This is a genomic window from Flexivirga lutea, assembly GCF_054778955.1.
Map to the genome: position 1 here is coordinate 79,345 of NZ_BAAGZB010000006.1, position 16,604 is coordinate 95,948.

Annotated in this window: 19 protein-coding genes and 1 pseudogene; 12 read left to right on the forward strand and 8 right to left on the reverse strand. The window is 68.6% G+C overall.

Going from position 1 to position 16,604, the window contains the following annotated elements:
- Positions 1-18: 18 nt before the first annotated feature.
- A complete protein-coding gene (locus tag ACYVBN_RS17405) occupies positions 19-1,374 on the reverse strand; it encodes a serine hydrolase domain-containing protein (RefSeq protein ID WP_460601609.1) in 1,356 nt (451 codons plus the stop codon).
- 51 nt (positions 1,375-1,425) lie between these two features.
- Here ACYVBN_RS17405 and ACYVBN_RS17410 point away from each other — a divergent pair, with 51 nt between their 5' ends.
- Positions 1,426-2,208 carry an exodeoxyribonuclease III gene (locus tag ACYVBN_RS17410; protein WP_460601610.1) on the forward strand — a complete coding sequence of 261 codons (783 nt, stop codon included), beginning with the start codon at positions 1,426-1,428 and terminating at the stop codon, positions 2,206-2,208.
- A gap of 52 nt (positions 2,209-2,260) precedes the next feature.
- Positions 2,261-2,902, forward strand: a complete 642-nt coding sequence (locus ACYVBN_RS17415; RefSeq protein ID WP_460601611.1) for a dihydrofolate reductase family protein — start codon at positions 2,261-2,263, stop codon at positions 2,900-2,902.
- Here ACYVBN_RS17415 and ACYVBN_RS17420 read toward each other — a convergent pair.
- The 3 genes and pseudogenes from ACYVBN_RS17420 to ACYVBN_RS17430 form a co-directional block, all read right to left on the reverse strand.
- Positions 2,848-3,270 (reverse strand): annotated as a pseudogene (locus ACYVBN_RS17420) (GNAT family N-acetyltransferase); the annotation flags it as partial. The gene ACYVBN_RS17415 and the pseudogene ACYVBN_RS17420 overlap by 55 nt on opposite strands.
- A gap of 58 nt (positions 3,271-3,328) precedes the next feature.
- A complete protein-coding gene (locus ACYVBN_RS17425; protein ID WP_460601612.1) occupies positions 3,329-3,688 on the reverse strand; it encodes an MmcQ/YjbR family DNA-binding protein in 360 nt (119 codons plus the stop codon).
- A gap of 12 nt (positions 3,689-3,700) precedes the next feature.
- Positions 3,701-4,297 carry a TetR/AcrR family transcriptional regulator gene (locus tag ACYVBN_RS17430; protein ID WP_460601613.1) on the reverse strand — a complete coding sequence of 199 codons (597 nt, stop codon included), beginning with the start codon at positions 4,295-4,297 and terminating at the stop codon, positions 3,701-3,703.
- 93 nt (positions 4,298-4,390) lie between these two features.
- On the opposite strand from ACYVBN_RS17430, the gene ACYVBN_RS17435 reads away from it, so the two are divergent.
- Together ACYVBN_RS17435 and pcrA are read left to right on the forward strand one after the other, a co-directional pair.
- On the forward strand, positions 4,391-5,629 hold the full coding sequence (locus tag ACYVBN_RS17435; RefSeq protein WP_460601614.1) for an MFS transporter: 1,239 nt from the start codon (positions 4,391-4,393) through the stop codon (positions 5,627-5,629).
- Between the two features lie 89 nt (positions 5,630-5,718).
- Positions 5,719-8,160, forward strand: coding sequence for an ATP-dependent DNA helicase (gene pcrA, locus ACYVBN_RS17440; protein ID WP_460601615.1), 2,442 nt, complete (start codon positions 5,719-5,721; stop codon positions 8,158-8,160).
- A 94-nt stretch (positions 8,161-8,254) separates the two neighbouring features.
- On the opposite strand, the gene ACYVBN_RS17445 is transcribed toward pcrA, so the two are convergent.
- Positions 8,255-8,962, reverse strand: a complete 708-nt coding sequence (locus tag ACYVBN_RS17445) for a M23 family metallopeptidase (protein WP_460601616.1) — start codon at positions 8,960-8,962, stop codon at positions 8,255-8,257.
- 127 nt (positions 8,963-9,089) lie between these two features.
- Here ACYVBN_RS17445 and ACYVBN_RS17450 point away from each other — a divergent pair, with 127 nt between their 5' ends.
- The 6 genes from ACYVBN_RS17450 to ACYVBN_RS17475 all read left to right on the forward strand — a co-directional run bounded on the left by ACYVBN_RS17450 (position 9,090) and on the right by ACYVBN_RS17475 (position 14,163).
- Positions 9,090-9,539, forward strand: coding sequence for a hypothetical protein (locus tag ACYVBN_RS17450; protein ID WP_460601617.1), 450 nt, complete (start codon positions 9,090-9,092; stop codon positions 9,537-9,539).
- 271 nt (positions 9,540-9,810) lie between these two features.
- Positions 9,811-10,983 carry a succinate--CoA ligase subunit beta gene (gene sucC / locus ACYVBN_RS17455; RefSeq protein WP_460601618.1) on the forward strand — a complete coding sequence of 391 codons (1,173 nt, stop codon included), beginning with the start codon at positions 9,811-9,813 and terminating at the stop codon, positions 10,981-10,983.
- Positions 10,984-11,019: 36 nt separating this feature from the next.
- Positions 11,020-11,904 (forward strand): succinate--CoA ligase subunit alpha, encoded by an 885-nt coding sequence (gene sucD / locus ACYVBN_RS17460; RefSeq protein ID WP_440283997.1) that lies wholly within the window; start codon positions 11,020-11,022, stop codon positions 11,902-11,904.
- Between the two features lie 187 nt (positions 11,905-12,091).
- The gene (locus tag ACYVBN_RS17465) at positions 12,092-12,283 is read left to right on the forward strand and encodes a hypothetical protein (RefSeq protein ID WP_440283996.1); all 192 of its coding nucleotides are present in this window, start codon (positions 12,092-12,094) and stop codon (positions 12,281-12,283) included.
- A gap of 56 nt (positions 12,284-12,339) precedes the next feature.
- The gene (locus ACYVBN_RS17470; protein WP_460601619.1) at positions 12,340-13,032 is read left to right on the forward strand and encodes a pilus assembly protein TadG-related protein; all 693 of its coding nucleotides are present in this window, start codon (positions 12,340-12,342) and stop codon (positions 13,030-13,032) included.
- 75 nt (positions 13,033-13,107) lie between these two features.
- Positions 13,108-14,163 (forward strand): OmpA family protein, encoded by a 1,056-nt coding sequence (locus ACYVBN_RS17475; protein ID WP_460601620.1) that lies wholly within the window; start codon positions 13,108-13,110, stop codon positions 14,161-14,163.
- On the opposite strand, the gene ACYVBN_RS17480 is transcribed toward ACYVBN_RS17475, so the two are convergent.
- A complete protein-coding gene (locus ACYVBN_RS17480; protein ID WP_460601621.1) occupies positions 14,141-14,419 on the reverse strand; it encodes a hypothetical protein in 279 nt (92 codons plus the stop codon). The two genes, ACYVBN_RS17475 and ACYVBN_RS17480, sit on opposite strands and share 23 nt — an antisense overlap.
- Here ACYVBN_RS17480 and ACYVBN_RS17485 point away from each other — a divergent pair.
- The gene (locus tag ACYVBN_RS17485; RefSeq protein ID WP_460601622.1) at positions 14,403-14,825 is read left to right on the forward strand and encodes a hypothetical protein; all 423 of its coding nucleotides are present in this window, start codon (positions 14,403-14,405) and stop codon (positions 14,823-14,825) included. The genes ACYVBN_RS17480 and ACYVBN_RS17485 overlap by 17 nt on opposite strands.
- Positions 14,822-15,451, forward strand: coding sequence for a hypothetical protein (locus tag ACYVBN_RS17490; protein ID WP_460601623.1), 630 nt, complete (start codon positions 14,822-14,824; stop codon positions 15,449-15,451). Before ACYVBN_RS17485 ends, ACYVBN_RS17490 begins: the two co-directional genes overlap by 4 nt.
- A gap of 93 nt (positions 15,452-15,544) precedes the next feature.
- On the opposite strand, the gene ACYVBN_RS17495 is transcribed toward ACYVBN_RS17490, so the two are convergent.
- Positions 15,545-15,754, reverse strand: a complete 210-nt coding sequence (locus ACYVBN_RS17495; RefSeq protein WP_460601624.1) for a hypothetical protein — start codon at positions 15,752-15,754, stop codon at positions 15,545-15,547.
- Between the two features lie 175 nt (positions 15,755-15,929).
- Complete coding sequence (locus tag ACYVBN_RS17500; protein WP_460601625.1) at positions 15,930-16,604, reverse strand: transcriptional regulator; 675 nt, start codon at positions 16,602-16,604, stop codon at positions 15,930-15,932.

Here is a 16,604-nt window from a genome sequence, read left to right on the forward strand (position 1 = left end):
CGAGTTACCTAACGTCGGTCAACGCCAGCCTGTTCCGACGCCGCCGGGGATGTCCCCGCCAGGATCGTACGGCGTGCGGGTGAAGCGGAAGCTGCCGAGGTCGAGGTGCGCGGCTGCGCCGCGCGGGTCCCGCCGGACGGTGAGGCGCTCGCCGGCGAAGTACTCGTCCAGGCCGGTCCAGGTGTCGGGTCCGGCCGGCGTGAAGCGCGAGCCGCGTCCGCCGTGGACCGGACGCAGCCGCAGCCGGCCGCCGTCCTCGCGGGTGAGCAGGTGCGGTCGCGGACCCCAGAACCACGTGCCGACGATGTCGAGCACGTCCGACGGTGCGACGTCCGCGGTCCACTCCGGTGACGTGCGCGGGACGTGCGTGCGCAGCTGGCGGAGCAGTGCGATGCCGTCGAGGTCGAGTCCGGCGGTGCTGTTGACCAGCTGCACGACGCCGTCCCCGGTCTCCGGGTCGATCTTCAGGGAGGACTGGTGACCGGGCATCGATCCGCCGTGGCCGATGAAGCGTTGTCCGTCGGCGTTGATGATGTCGAGGCCGAAGCCGTAGGCCCGGGTGTATGCCGAGCCGGGGTCGTCGTTGATCAGCGCCGGGATCTGCATCTCCCGTCGCAGGTCGTCGGACAGGACACGCTCGTCGCCATACGCCAGGAATTTCGCGAAGGCGGCGAGATCGTGCACGGTCGACCACAGCTGCCCGGCGGGTGCCATGGCGAGGGTGTCGGTGGCGGGTTCGTCGTGGAGGAGGTCGGCATACGGGTGGACGGCGAGGCCGGGTGCGGCGGCGTGCGTCGGGGCGTAGGTGGTCTCCCGCAGGCCGAGCGGCTGCAGCACCTCCTGCTCGAGGCGGTCCCACCACGTGCTGCTCCGGAGGCGGGCGACGAGTTCGCCGGCGACGGCGAATCCGACGTTGCTGTAGTGGAATCGGCGTCCGGGCCGATGGATCGGCCGGATGCTCGACTGCAACTCTCCCCAGCTGCGTCCGTGGCTGCGCTCCCACCAGGCGCCTTCGGTCTCGGCGGGCAGACCGGCGCCGTGCGTGAGGAGTTCGCTGACACGCACTCCGGGCAGTCGGTCGGCCAACTCGGGCAGATGCTGTGCGACGAGGTCGGTCAGCCCGGCCAGACCGTCGTCGACCAGGCGCAGGACGAGCACCGCGGTGAAGGTCTTCGTGATCGATCCGATGCGGTATTGCGTTGCTGTTGTTGCGGATTCGCCGTCCGAGCGACCACTCGTGCGACCCGCGGCACCGGACCAGACGACCTCGCCGTCCCCGATGAGGGCGGCGGTTGCCGAGGGCGCGCGACTGGAGCGCTGCGCATCGGCCAGGCGGGTGTCGAGCAGGTGCGTGAGGGCCGGGTCGAGCGTCATACGCCGATCCTGGCAGATCGTTTCTGACGCCGAGGTGAGAGAGTCGGGGCCGTGCGTGTTGTCTCAGCGAACGTCAACGGGATCCGAGCCACAGTCCGCCGCGGCGGTCTCGCCTGGCTGGCTGCGCAGGATCCGGATGTGCTGGCGTTGCAGGAGGTTCGTGCGTCAGATGCGCACTTGGCCGCAGCGCTGGCCGGGTCTGCCTTCGAGTCGTGGAACGTCGTGCACGCCCCCGCGGCTGCCGCCGGTCGAGCCGGGGTGGCCGTGTTGAGCAAGCACGCCATCGACGGGCACGAGGTCGGCCTGCCGGGATTCGCGGAGGACGGCCGGTGGCTGGAGGCGACGCTCGACATCGACGGGCAGGCGCTGACGGTCGTGTCGGCCTACGTCCATACCGGCGAGGCGGGCACCGCGAAGCAGGACGACAAGTTCGCGTTCCTCGAGGCGATGGGCGCTCGTATGACGCAGCTGCTCGACCAGGACACGGTCATCACCGGGGACTTCAACATCTGTCACACAGCCCGAGATCTGAAGAACTGGAAGGGAAATCGCGGCAAGTCGGGATTCCTGCCGGAGGAACAGAAACACCTGACCGCGTGGTTCGAGTCGGGCTGGGTCGATGTCGTGCGGCAGCGCTCCGGCGACATCGACGGCCCCTACACGTGGTGGTCGTGGCGCGGGAAGGCGTTCGACAACGACAGTGGCTGGCGCATCGACTACGTCCTGGACTCGCCGTCCTTGGCCGCACGGGTCGATCGGCACCTGATCGGCCGTGCGGCGTCATACGCCGACAGATGGAGCGACCACGCGGCCGTGGTCGTCGATCACCGCTGATCGCCCACGAATGTCGGGACTGAGTGTCGGTGTCCGCGACTACCGTGCTCCGGTGACCGAGTTCTCATACTTCACGGCCTGCACCATCAACGGCTTCATCGCCGACTCGGACAACTCGCTGCAGTGGCTGTTCGACGTGCCGACCGTCGAGAACGACTCGGCGATCCCGGACTACGTCGACAGCGTCGGTGCGCTCGTGATGGGCGCGACGACCTATTCCTGGGTGCTCGATCACGAGCAGGTGGTGGACCAGCCCGACAAGTGGCGCTACTGGTACGGCGACCGGCCGACCTGGGTTTTCACACACCGCGCCCTCCCCACCGTCCCGGGCGCGGACATCCGCTTCGTCTCCGGAGACGTCGCCGACCATCGTGACGCGGTGAGCGCGTCCGCCGGCGAGCGGAAGGTGTGGCTGCTCGGTGGCGGTGAGCTGGTCGGGGCGTTCGACGATGCCGGTGCCCTGGATGAGATCTGTCTCGGGATGGTCCCCGTCGCGCTCGACACCGGAGCGTCGATGCTGCCGCGCCGCATCACGTCGGAGCGGCTGTCCCTCGTCGACGTGCGGCAGGTGGGGCAACGAATGGTCCGCGCCGAGGCGGTGTTGTCCTGCTGGCAGGTCACCAGGACCCGCTGCAGGCCAAGGCGTCTCGCCTGCTCGAGGGATAGCTTCAGCGCAGCCGTTGCGACACCCTGACGGCGAGCGGACGGGCGGACGCCATACCCGATGTGACCGCCGACGGCGAGCAGGAAGTCGTTGAGCCGGTGCCGTAGCGAGATCGACCCGAGGATGCGCGTCGGCTCCCGTTCGTCGACGATCCAGGACAACGTGTCGTGGACGCGATCCGGCGGGAGCTCGGTGCCCTCGTCGGCGTAGGAGACGCGTGTGGCGACCCAGGCGCTGAACTGCTCGCGGTCCTGGAGCGCGGCGTCGCTGAGGGAGTCGGTCGCGAAGCCGTCACGGTGGCCTTCGCCGAACTCGAACGCGCACTCCAGGAACTCCTCGTGCAGCTGAACAGTGTGCTGTATCAGGCGAATTCGCGAAACGACGGAGTCCTGGTCCACTGCTGCATGATCACACGGAGGACCGGGAGTGGGCCACCGGGTTTCCGGCAGTGAGAGCTCAGCCCGGGCCGCCGGGGTGGGTGAGGTCGTAGGCGCGCGAGAGCTTCTGGGGCACCACCATCCGCCAGGCGTCGACGACCAGCTCCCGGGCCTCGACCGGGTCCAGCGACGCGAGCCGGGCGTGGACCCAGTTGAATCGCAGATCGGACGTCGACGGCAGTTCGAACTTCTCGGGCTCACTCGCGACCAGGTCGGCCCGCTCCTCCTTGGGGAAGCCGAAGCCCATCACGGTCTCGTCCGGGGAGAAGGCGACATACACGATCTGACCGACCCGGAACTTCAACCTGCCGCGCACGTGGACCGGGTAGGAGCGCTCCAGGTCGTTGCCCAGCGCCAGGACGTCCTCGACGACAGCCACGAGCAAGGCGCCTCAGGCGTTCCTCGAACGCATCGACATGACGTCGCTGACCAGACCCTCGGCATACGCGGCGTCGGCGGGGAGCGCGAACACGACGTGGTGGTAGATCGGCGCGATGACGTGGTTGAGCACCTGCTCGACCGAGGGCGTGCTCTCGCCGCGGGCCGTCGCGCGGCTGATCATCTCGGCGAGTTGCTCCCGGCGCGCCGTCCAGCACGGGCACGCGTCCAGGAGCACCCCGTCGCGCGCGTTGACCATGGCGCGCAAGTAGCGGGTGCGGCGTGGCCGGACGATGTCGTCGGTGATGACCCGCGCCCACTCGCGCAGGTCGCCCTCCAGCGACCCGGTGTCGGGCAGGACCTCGTCCTCGCGGGTGAACGCCGCGACGGCGACCTCCTCGAGCAGGGCATCAATGTCGCCCCAGCGGCGATAGACGCTCGTCGGATTGACGCCGGCGAGTTCGGCGACCATCGGAATGGTGATCTGATCGGGGCGCTGTGTTGCCATCAGCTTGCCGACGGCGCTGTAAACGGCGTCCTGCACGCGGGCGCTTCGGCCGCCGGGGCGGCGCTTCACGGGCGTGGACTGGTGTTTGGACGCCGTCGACATACCTGCCATTATTGCAGTGCGCTTGGCATTAGTGTCACCGGAGGCGTACTGTCTGCGACTAAAGCAATGACCATTGCAATTAGCGAGGTTCGTATGTCGTACCGCTTGTCGCGCCCTGTCGGCTTCGTCGTCGCCGGCCTGGCGCTGCTCGGACTGATGGCCGGCGCCGCAGCACCGTCGCCGCTCTACCCGGTCTACCAACAGCTCTGGGGTTTCTCGTCTTTCACGCTCACCGTGATCTTCGCCGTGTATGTCGTGGCCCTGCTCGGCACCTTGCTCACCATCGGCTCGATGGCGGATCACGTCGGCCGGCGGCCGATGCTCGTCGGCGGGCTGCTGTTGCTCGCGGTCGCCATGGTGATCTTCGCGAACGCCGGTGGCGTGGGCGCGCTGCTGCTCGCGCGAATCATCCAGGGCGTCGCCACCGGGGCCATCACCGGCGCGGTCAGCGCACTGATCCTGGACCTGCAGCCCAGCTCGCACACCGGCTCCATCGTGACCGGCGGCGCACCGGGCTTCGGGCTCGCGCTCGGTGCGGCATTGGCCGGTGCCCTGGTGCAGCACGCGCCCTGGCCCCGGGAGCTGGTCTTCTGGGTCATGTTCGGCTGCTACGTGCTCCTGGCCCTCGTCGCGCTGCTTGCGCCGGAGGATGCGCGGCCACGGGCCGGCCGTCGCACGCTCGCACGAGCATTGCGGCCGAGCGTCGGAGTCGCGGTCGAGGCACGCTCGACGTTCGTCGCCTGGGCGCCCGCGCTCGCGGCCACCTGGGCACTGGGTGGCCTCTACCTCTCGCTCGGCTCGTCCGCGGTCTCGCGACTGTTCGGCGTCGGTGACCACTTCGTCGTCGGCCTGGTGCTGGCAACCTTCTTCGCGCCGGCAGGGCTGGTGCTGCTGGTGATCCACCTCGTGCCGCAAACCGCGCGCCGCCCGCTCGGACTGTGCTCGCTGGGCGGGGGAGTGGTGCTCACCATCGCGGGCGTGCTGCTGACTTCCAGCGCGGTATACGTCATCGGGTCGGCCGTGGCCGGTGTCGGGTTCGGCGTCACCTTCCAGGCCGCGGTCGCCGCCATCGCCGCAGTGACCCCCGCGGACAAGCGCGCCCAGACCTTCGCGGCGACCTACGTGCTGGGCTACACGGCGTTCAGCGTGCCGGCCGTGGTCGCCGGCCTCGCGGCCCAGGACTGGGGCCTGCGGCCCGCGCTGATCGGGTACGGCGTCCTGGATGTCGCCCTCGTCGCGGCCGCGGCGCTGCTGGCGGTGCGAGGTGCCCGGCGCGCCGCGACGGCGTGCCCGCAGGCGCAACCGGTTCCCGCATGTCCCGAGGCTCGATGAGCGCTCGGTGTCAGAGCCGGGCGAGGTGGGTGGAGCACGGCCGAGCGCAGACAGCACCCGTCGGTGCCGTTGTCTAGGCTGACCCCGAGATGAGCAGCCTTTTCGACGACCTCCCCCTGCCCGGCCTCCCTTCCGACGCTGCCTCCGCGACAGTGCCCACCAAGCAGCCCACCAAGCAGCGCACCAAGCAGCCCACCGATGTCGACGAGCGAGGAGTGCCGACGTGGGCGAGCCTCGGCAAGGAGGCTCCGCGCGCCGCCGACAAACCGGCCGGCCCGTCGATGGCGGATCCGGAGAGTCTCGTCGCCGGCCTCAATCCGCAGCAGCGCGAGGCGGTGCTGCACGAGGGCCCGCCCTTGCTCATCGTCGCCGGCGCAGGCTCCGGCAAGACCCGGGTGCTGACGCACCGCATCGCCCACCTGATGGCCGCACGTCACGTGCAGCCCGGACAGATCCTGGCGATCACCTTCACCAACAAGGCTGCGGCCGAGATGCGCGAGCGCGTCGAGGCCCTGGTCGGTCCGGTGGCCCGCTCGATGTGGGTCTCCACCTTCCACTCCGCCTGCGTGCGGATCCTGCGTCGGGAAGCCACCAAGGTCGGGCTCAAGTCGACGTTCTCCATCTACGACGCCGCGGACAGCCAGCGGATGATGGCGCTGGTGATGCGGGACCTGGACCTCGATTCCAAGCGCTTCCCGCCGCGGTCGTTCAGTCATCAGGTCAGCAACCTCAAGAACGAACTGATCGACGAGGAGACCTACGCCTCGCAGGTCGTCGAGGGCACACATCAGGAGCGGACGCTGGCCGAGGCCTACTCGTCATACCAACGTCGGCTGCGGCAGGCGAACGCGCTCGACTTCGACGACCTGATCATGACCACGGTCAACATCATGCGGGCCTTCCCGGACGTCGCCGAGCACTACCGGCGGCGCTTCCGGCACGTGCTGGTCGACGAATACCAGGACACCAACCACGCTCAGTACGCGTTGGTGAAGGAGCTTGTCGGGCACGAGGTCTCGGACGCCGCTCTGGGTCAGGTCCCGCCGGCCGAGCTGTGCGTGGTGGGCGACGCGGACCAGTCCATCTACGCCTTCCGGGGCGCCACCATCCGCAACATCGTGGAGTTCGAGCAGGACTACCCCGACGCGCACACCATCCTGCTGGAGCAGAACTACCGATCCACCCAGAACATCCTGCAGGCGGCCAACGCCGTCATCGCCAAGAACGAAGGGCGCCGCCCCAAGAACCTCTGGTCGGAGTCGGGTGCGGGCGCGCAGATCATCGGGTATGTCGGGGACTCCGAGCATGACGAGGCCGCCTTCGTCGCCCGCAGCATCGACCAGCTCGGCGACGAGCACGGAGTCAAGCCCAAGGACGTGGCCGTCTTCTACCGCACCAACGCCCAATCGCGTGCGCTGGAAGAAGTCTTCGTCCGGGTCGGGCTTCCGTACAAGGTCGTCGGTGGCACGCGGTTCTACGAGCGGCGTGAGGTCAAGGACGCGCTCGCCTACCTGCGAGTGGTGTCCAACCCGGCTGACACGGTCAACCTGCGCCGCATCCTCAACGTGCCCAAGCGCGGCATCGGCGACCGGGCCGAGGCGTGTGTCTCGGCATTGGCCGAACGCGAACGCATCCCGTTCATCGCAGCTCTCGGCCGCGCGGGAGACGCACCGGGCATCGCCACCAGGTCCGTCACCTGCATCAACGCCTTCACCGCCTTGTTGGAGTCGCTGCGCACGGTGCACGAATCCGAGGACACCGGCGTGGGGGAGCTGTTGGAGGCAATTCTGGATCAGACCGGCTATCTGTCGGAGTTGCGTCGCAGCCCCGACCCGCAGGACGAGACCCGCGTGGAGAATCTCGCCGAACTGATCGCAGTGGCAAAGGAATTCGACGACAACTACCCGGGCGGATCGCTGGAGGACTTCCTCGAGCAGGTGTCGCTCGTCGCGGACACCGACGAGATCCCGGACGAGGACGGCGAGGACGCCGGAGTCGTCACGCTGATGACGTTGCACACGGCCAAGGGACTGGAGTTCCCGGTCGTGTTCCTGACCGGCATGGAAGACGGCACGTTCCCGCACCTGCGGGCACTCGGCGACCCCAAGGAGCTGGAAGAGGAGCGCCGGCTGGCGTATGTCGGCATCACCCGCGCGCGGGAGCGCCTGCACCTGTCACGTGCCGAGGTGCGCTCCGCCTGGGGTGCGCCGCAGTACAACCCGCCGTCACGATTCCTCGACGAGATCCCGTCCGGACTGGTCGACTGGCAGCGGGTCACCACCACAGCGACGCGTCCCTCCTCGACGCCGGCCGTCGCGCGGCTCGCCGCGAAGCCGGGCGTCCGCAGCCCCGGCAACCGGCCGATCATCTCCCTCGACGCGGGCGACAAGGTCACCCATGACACGTTCGGGCTCGGTTCGGTCATCCGCGTCGAGGGCCAAGGCGACCGGGCGATGGCGCACATCGACTTCGGTGGCGACACCGGGGTGAAGCGGCTGCTCTTGCGCTACGCGCCGGTCGAGAAGCTTTGACCCGCAGACTCATTCCTCGTCTTCGGCTCGTTCCTCGTCTGCGTGTCAGAGCTGATGCTGTTTGTCCGTCCTTCGGCCGGCACGGTGGAGGCGCTCAGTAGATCCCGTGCGCTCTGAGCCAGGGAGTCGGGTTCACCGCCACGCCGTCCAGATGGATCTCCAGGTGCAAGTGGGGACCGGTCGAGATCCCGGTGCTGCCCGAGCGCCCGACCAGTTGTCCGCGCGAGACCCGCTGACCGGGCACGACCTCGACGCGGGACATGTGCCCGTAGACGCTCTGGATGCCGCCGCCGTAATCGATCGTCACATGGATGCCGAGGCCCGAGACCCAGCCGGTCGACACGACGGTGCCGGTGTGCATCGAGCGCAGCGCAGTGCCCCAGGCGACCGCGAAGTCGTCGCCCCGGTGGTAGGTCGAACCTATCCCGCCGGGGGATACGCGCGCGCCGAAGCCGGACACCATCGGTCCGGCGCAGCCGGCGACCGCGCAGGTCCAGACATCAGCCGACGTCTCGAACACGGTCTTGCTGTTCGCCGCGGTCGCGGTGGTCGCCGCTGCCGACGCACCCTTCGTGTCCGGTCGGGCGGGCGCACGGTCCCGTGACGCCGCCCCGGGCAGTGACCGCTGAGGGGTCACGACGGGTGACGGCTGTACGGCTCTCGTGGTGATCGTTGCCGCGCTCGCGTCGTACAGCCCGCGGTCCATGGCCAGGCTCCGGCCGCCGAACGGCATCGGCGCGATGCCCGAGACCACGACGCCGCCGACGGTCGCTGCGAGGGCGACCCCGGTGGGCAGGCCCACCCGGCGCAGTCTCCGGCCGCGAACGGACGCCGCGCGGTGACGACCACGTGCCCGGCCCTGCTTCAGGCGGTGCCGGCCCTCGTACCTGCTCATCGGTCAGTGTTCATCGGTCAGTGGACATCGGTCGGTGGTCATCGATCTGCGTTCGGGAGGTGTCGGGGCGGAGGGCGCGCACCCGCACCATCCTAGAAGTTGCGTACTGCCGCGGTGGGTCGAGGGTCGACCGGGATCCGTCGGACCGGCCGCACTGATCCCGGGCCGCGTCGCCGCCGCGCAACAGGCCATCGACGAACGGCTCGGTGACGGTGCCTTCCTGTATGTCGAGCGGGGGTACGACACCGCCGGATTCTGGGTGTTCGTGCTCATCGGCGGCGTCTTCGGGCTACTCGTGCTGGTGGCGACGTTGACCTCCACCGCGATGTCGAATGCCGAATCCCACGCGGACAGTGCGACATTCGCGTCTCTGGGCGCGCCGCCGTCGCTGCGGCAGCGGCTCTGGCTGCCATCGCCACGCGAGGCCGCGTCCCGATCACCCGCCGCCTCACCTGACGCCCGGATCTCCGAGACGAGGTGGTGAGCGCTGGGCCAGAGGGGACCGTATCGCGTGAGATCAGTCACGTACCGGCCGGTATCCCTGGGCCCCACCTGTGCGGGTGGCCGCCGGGCTACTAGCATCCGACCTGGACAACGAGGTCCCGGACACGCCGTCCAGCGGCCGTCACGGCGACCTTCATCCCTTCAGAAGTTCATCACGAATCAATGAGGGGGCCTGCCTCGTACCGCGCTCGCCGCCATACGGCGACCGGCCGGTCCGCGGGGTCGACTCCCGGGACGAGGACGGATTCCGCGTGGATCTTTTCGAATATCAGGCGCGCGACATGTTCGAGGCGCACGGCGTGCCGGTGCTCGCCGGCAAGACCGCCACGACGCCGGAGCAGGCCGAGCAGGCTGCTGCCGAGATCGGGGCTACCTCCGGTGGCGTGACCGTGGTCAAGGCGCAGGTCAAGACCGGTGGCCGAGGCAAGGCCGGCGGCGTGAAGGTCGCCAAGTCGCCGGAGGAAGCGCGGGATCGCGCCAGCGAGATCCTCGGCATGGACATCAAGGGCCACACCGTAGGCACGGTGATGATCGCCCAGGGTGCGGACATCAAGGAGGAGTACTACTTCTCCGTCCTGCTCGACCGGGCCAACCGCAGCTACCTTGCGATGTGCAGCAAGGAGGGCGGCATGGAGATCGAGCAGCTGGCCGTCGAGCGCCCCGAGGCCCTCGCCCGCGTCGCCGTCGACCCCAATGTGGGCATCGACGCGGCCAAGGCGCAGGAGATCGTCGAGACCGCCGGATTCGATGCCGAGCTCGGTGCCAAGATCGCCCCGGTGCTGGAGAAGCTGTGGGACGTCTACCGCGAGGAGGACGCCACCCTGGTCGAGGTCAACCCGCTGGTGCAGACCGGCGCGGGAGACATCGTGGCACTGGACGGCAAGGTCACCCTCGACGCCAACGCCGACTTCCGTCACCCGGACCACGAGGCGCTGGAGGACAAAGGCGCCGCGGACCCGCTCGAGGCCAAGGCCAAGGAGAAGGGCCTCAACTACGTCAAGCTCGACGGTCAGGTCGGCATCATCGGCAACGGCGCGGGCCTGGTCATGTCCACCCTCGACGTGGTCGCCTACGCCGGTGAGCAGTATGACGTCAAGCCCGCCAACTTCCTGGACATCGGCGGTGGCGCCAACGCCCAGGTGATGGCCGACGGCCTGGACGTCATCCTCGGCGACGAGCAGGTGAAGTCGGTCTTCGTCAACGTCTTCGGTGGCATCACCGCGTGTGACGAGGTCGCCAACGGCATCAAGGGCGCCCTGGAGATCCTCGGCGACAACGCCACGAAGCCGCTGGTCGTGCGCCTCGACGGCAACAACGTCGACAAGGGCCGGGCGATCCTCGACGAGCTGGACCACCCGCTGGTGACCCAGGTCGACACCATGGACGGCGCCGCGGCCCGAGCCGCCGAGCTCGCCTCCAAGTGACCGCTGACGGCATACGAACTTAAGGAAAAGCAAGCAATGGCAATCTTTTTGGATGCTGACAGCAAGATCATCGTCCAGGGCATGACCGGAGGCATGGGCTCCAAGCACACGGCGCTCATGCTCGAGGCCGGCTCCAACATCGTCGGTGGCGTCAACGCCCGCAAGGCCGGCACCACCGCCGAGATCGGCGGCCAGCAGCTGCCCGTCTACGGCACCGTGAAGGAGGCCATGGAGGCCACCGGCGCCAACGTGTCGGTCGCGTTCGTGCCGCCGAAGTTCGCCAAAGACGCCGCGATCGAGGCCATCGACGCCGAGATCCCGCTGCTGGTCGTCATCACCGAGGGCATCCCGGTCAAAGACAGTGCCGAGTTCTACAACTACTCCATCGGCAAGAAGACCCGCATCATCGGCCCGAACTGCCCCGGCATCATCACCCCGGAGGAGTCGCTGGCCGGCATCACCCCGCACACCATCGCGGGCAAGGGCCCGATCGGCCTGGTGTCCAAGTCGGGCACGCTGACCTACCAGATGATGTACGAGCTGCGTGACTTCGGCTTCACCACGGCGATCGGCATCGGCGGCGATCCGGTCATCGGCACCACGCACATCGACGCACTCGAGGCGTTCGAGGCCGACCCGGACACCAAGGCGATCGTGATGATCGGTGAGATCGGCGGCGACGCCGAGGAGCGCGCTGCGGCATACATCAAGGAGCACGTGACCAAGCCCGTCGTCGGGTATGTCGCGGGCTTCACCGCCCCTGAGGGCAAGACCATGGGCCACGCGGGCGCCATCGTCTCCGGGTCGTCCGGCACCGCCGCGGCGAAGAAGGAGGCCCTGGAGGCCGCCGGGGTGAAGGTCGGCAAGACGCCGTCCGAGACCGCCGAGCTGATGCGCGAGATCCTGAAGGAACTCGCCTGATCGAGCGGAGCACCGACTGACCGAGAGGAGTAGCGAATCCACTGGATTCGCTGCTCCTCTCGGTCGTTTGCTACTCCTCTCGGTCGCGTGGCACCACTGGGCCCGTGGACCCTGGGACAGATCTACGCCGGTCGGTAGCGTCGAACCTCCATACGCCTCCTCCGCCGACCGGGACAGGAGCCTCTCGATGATCAGACGTTGCGTCGCGCCGTGGCGTTCCGTCCGGACCAGGGACGAACGCGGCCAGGGCAGCCTGGAGTATGTCGGCATGATCGCCCTCGCGGCGCTGCTCGTGCTGGCGATCGTCGCCGCGTTCGGCAAGGGCACCAGCCTCGCCGACGTCGTCGGTGGAGCCCTGAGCAAGATCACCGGGATCTGATCGGCCCCCCGCTGCGTCCAAGCGCGGACGTCCATGGTCGAGAGGAGGTGTGCCGGATGAGCCGTGCCATGCGCGTCGTATGTCGTGGAGCGAAGGACGAGAGCGGTCAGGTGGCCACCGGCCTGATCATCTGCTCCGTGCTGGCACTGGTCGCCGTGACGTTCTGGGTGATGCTGCCGATCGGCTCCGCCGTCAACCAGAAGTCCGCCACGCAGAACGCTGCCGACGCCGCAGCTCTGGCGGGAGCAGGCACCGTCATCGACCACGTCGTCGAGGATCTGGCGACGCTGCCGGTCGGACCGTTCGAGCCGCAGACCTTCTCCTGCGGGCTGGGGGAGTCCGAGGCCCGCAGGCTCGCGACGGACAACGGATCCCGGGTGACCAGTTACTGCTACGACTGGCGGTCCGACCGGGCGGCGGTCGACGTGGCATCCATCGCGGCATTGTCCGGCGGGCAGCACTCGAAGGCGCGGGCCGTCGCCCGCACCGGAGTGATCTGGAGTGCCTGCCACTTCGCCGGGCTGCCGACGTCGGACCCGTCGCCGGCAACACGACCCACACCGACGCCCGCACCGACATCCACGGCCGGCCGTCCGGAGCCGCCGACCCCGACCAGCACCGTCCCGCCGGAGCCCGTGCAGCTCGTCTGCGCAGGTATGACGATCGACTACGACCTGCGGCACGACCAGCTCGTGCTGCACGATCCGCAGGCGCTGCGCAATATCTTGAAGGCCCGATTGGTGGCTTGAGCTGTGCCGACCCGACTGCATCGACCGCCGAACATCCCGTCCCGGCAAGACTGCCCACGGAGAAAGGAACCCGTCGTGTCTTTCAGTGTGCGAGCCCGAGGAGGAGCCGTCATCGCGTCCGCCGCCGTACTCCTGGCCGGTGCCGCGGCCGTGCCCGCCTCCGCGGCGGACGACGGATCCGGCGACATACCCGTCGCGGGCACGTTCGTCTACAGCAGCTACAACGATCCGTCCGAGGAAGTCGTGCACGGCGCCATCCACGCCGTCGTCCGCGTGCCCGGCGGCACGGCGGTCTACTACTCGATCGGCGGCAAGGGCGCCAAACCGGGCGCCGTCATGCCCGGCAAGGGCATCGGCACGCCCTACCAGATCGGCGCGGCATGGTCGGTCGCGGTGGTCGACACCAAGGACCTGAAGTACTACCTTCCGTTGGCCACCGACGACCGCAAATGCTTGTGCAGCAACCAATCCGACGTCACCGACTATGCGGGGACGACCGCACCCGAGGTCGGTTGGGCGCTCCTGCCACCGCTGCCGCAGGACCTCACCAGCGTCACCGTGCAGTTCGGCTACGGCAACCTCGTCGTCGACGTGCCGGTTACCGACACGTTGCCCGCGCCCGCGACGGCGGCGTCGCCGGTGATGCTCGGCAAGGGATGGCCTCAGCTGCCCGACGCAGCAACGATCAAGCGAGCCGATGCACAGCAGTCGATCCGGCCGCTGGTCAGCAATGTCGCCGACCGGGACACGGCGACCAAACGGACGGCGGACCGCACCGCGATCTCGGTGGACACCGATGTCCTCTTCGCCTACGGGAAGGCCGACCTGACACCGCAGGCCCAGGGCACGCTGCACAAGGTCGCGGCACAGCTGTCCGAGAAGGGCACCGGCAACGTGTCGGTCGTCGGCTACACCGACAGCACCGGCAGCGAGTCGTTCAACCAGACCCTGTCGGAGCAGCGAGCGCGTGCGGTCCAGCAGGCCTTGCAGAAGCTGGTGCACCAGCCCGAGCTGACCTTCACCTCCTCCGGCAAGGGCGAGAACGAACCGGTGGCCGACAACGCGACAGCGGACGGGCGCAAGCTCAACCGGAGGGTCACCGTCACCTTCACGACGGGAGGCCGGCGATGACCGGCGCATCGATCACCGCCACCCGCTTCGCCTCGTGCGCCGCCGCGGCGCTGTTGACCATCGCTGTCGCCGGCTGCAGCGACGACTCGCCGCCGGTGCACTCCTCATCCTCCGGAACCCCCCGCTCGACCCGCGCATCGGCAGAACCGTCCGGCGGATCCTCCGGCGCTTCGGCCCAGGGATCGTCCGCGGCCGACGCGGCGATCGCGAAGGTGATGGGCTCCAGCGACAAGTTACCGGTGCTCGCCTCGAGCAAGGGCACCTTGCAGACGAGCACCGGGTCCTCTGCGGTGATCGCAGAGGTGCTGCAGGTGAAGGCCTCGGCGGACGCGACCCGGGTCACCTGGCGGCTGAAGAGCGCCACATCCGCAACCGCGGACACCAAGTCGTTCCAGCTGGCGCGGCCGCCGTTGTTCGACACACGGCAGCTCGGGGTCGTCGATCCGAAGACCAAGCACACGCTGCATCCCTACACCTACGTGCCGGTGTCGGGACACGACGGGCAGGACAACGCGTGCGCGTGCAGTGACCTGCCCGACTCGGTCAACGCCGACGGCGCCGTCCTGTATGCCGTCCTTCCCGCGTTGCCCGCCGGCACGACGTCGGTCAACGTCACCCTTCCCGGCTTCCACGACCTGACCGATGTGCGGGTGGGATCATGAGACGGCTGCCGGTGACCACTGCCGTGGTGGGAACGCTGGTGCTGGCCGCGGGGTGCGGCGGCACGTCCGGCGGGTCCGGTTCCCCGGCCACACCCTCCACCGCGCTGCCGCCGTCGGCGACCAGCGCAGGAAACCCGATCTTCCCGGCGTCGGACGGGCCCAGTGGCGCCGGCCGAGTCATCCGGGGGCCGGTCTCGATCGCCATGCCGTCGACATTCGAGCAGCAGGGCGATCAGGTCCGGCAGAGCAGGTCCACGACCGTCACCTACGCCTCCACCCGTCGCGAGGGCGGTCAGCGGGTCGCCATCGGCATCACCTGGTCACACGGCGAGGACACCAAGTCGGCGGAGCAGGAAGCGAAGGCGTTCCGTGGGCAGTTGCTCGATGTCGAGCACGTCAAGGATCTGCGGATGGTCAAGGTGGCGTGGCCCGGGCTGCGGGCCGCCTACCAATTCGCCTACACCGACCACAACGTGTCGCCCGGTGTGCAGACGTTCGTGCTGATGGGCAGCACCGCCGCCGGGCAATTCGTCTCGGTCACGGCGAAGGCGCCACCATCGTTGGTCGGGCCCTTACAGGTCGAGACCATTTGCGGATCCCTGCGAAGCACGTCGGCACAAAAATGAACTGAACGCGACATACGAACGTTCGTGAAATGGCGAGAATAATGGCCGCCTCCTTGATGGAGGCGGCCAATTCTTATGTGCGGTGGCCGGTGTTCAGCCGCCGATGCCGGTGATGTCGCTGATCGCGCCGGTCACCTTGGTGGCGAGCGTCTTGCCGTTGCCGAATGCCCCGACGATCGCCATGACCAAGAGTGCTGCCAGGGCGATCATCCCGACATACTCCAGGGTTCCCTGGCCCTTTTCGGCGCGGTCCTCGAACGCCTTGACGAGCCGGACGCGAGTTGCGATGAGTGCACGAGTCATGGTCTTCTCCTTGAACAATTCATTGAGCGATTCGTCGGGAAGAATTTTCCCGTCCCCCCTCGGGGATGTGTTTTCCTGATGAGGAAAACATTAGGCGGATCCGGGATTCATGGGCAGGGCCTGCAGGCCCATTCCCGGGCCCATCTGCACCCGACGCACACAACGGAACGGATTGTCAGGTCAGCCACAAGGACACTGCGGCGGAGCGAGTGGTGACACCGAGTTTGGCGAAGATGTGGTTGACGTGGTTCTTGACCGTCTTCTCGGCCAGGAAGAGCTCGCCGGCGATCTCACTGTTGGCCAGTCCGGCGGCGATGAGGTCCATGATCTCCAGTTCGCGCCTGCTGAGGCCGTAGATGTCGTGCCGCCTCGCGTCGGGAGTGGGTGCGGACTCGGTGAGTGCGCTGTGCACGGCGTCGATCGCGGCCTGGGACAGGACCGAGCCGCCCTGCGCGACCGATCGGATGGCCGCCGAGAGTTCGGTCGGTGAGAACGCGCCGTGGACCAGGTAGCCGCGGGCGCCGGCGGTCAGTGCGCCGCGCACGACGTCGGGTGCGTCGGAGTAGGTGAGCATCAGCACCTGGGTGACATCGTGGACGTCCTGGGCGACGCTGATCCCGTCCGCTAACGGCATGCGCACGTCGACCAGTGCGACGTCGGGCCGTTCGCGGCGGATGAGGTCGATAGCGGCGCGGCCGTCGCCGGCCTCGCCGACCACCTCCAGGCAGGCGTCGACCTCGAGCATGTTGCGCAGCCCGACCCGGATGATCTCGTTGTCGTCCACCACTGCGACGCGCAGCCGCGCCCGGTCGGGGCGGGAAGTGGTGCCGTGGGTGTCGATGGTGGTCAT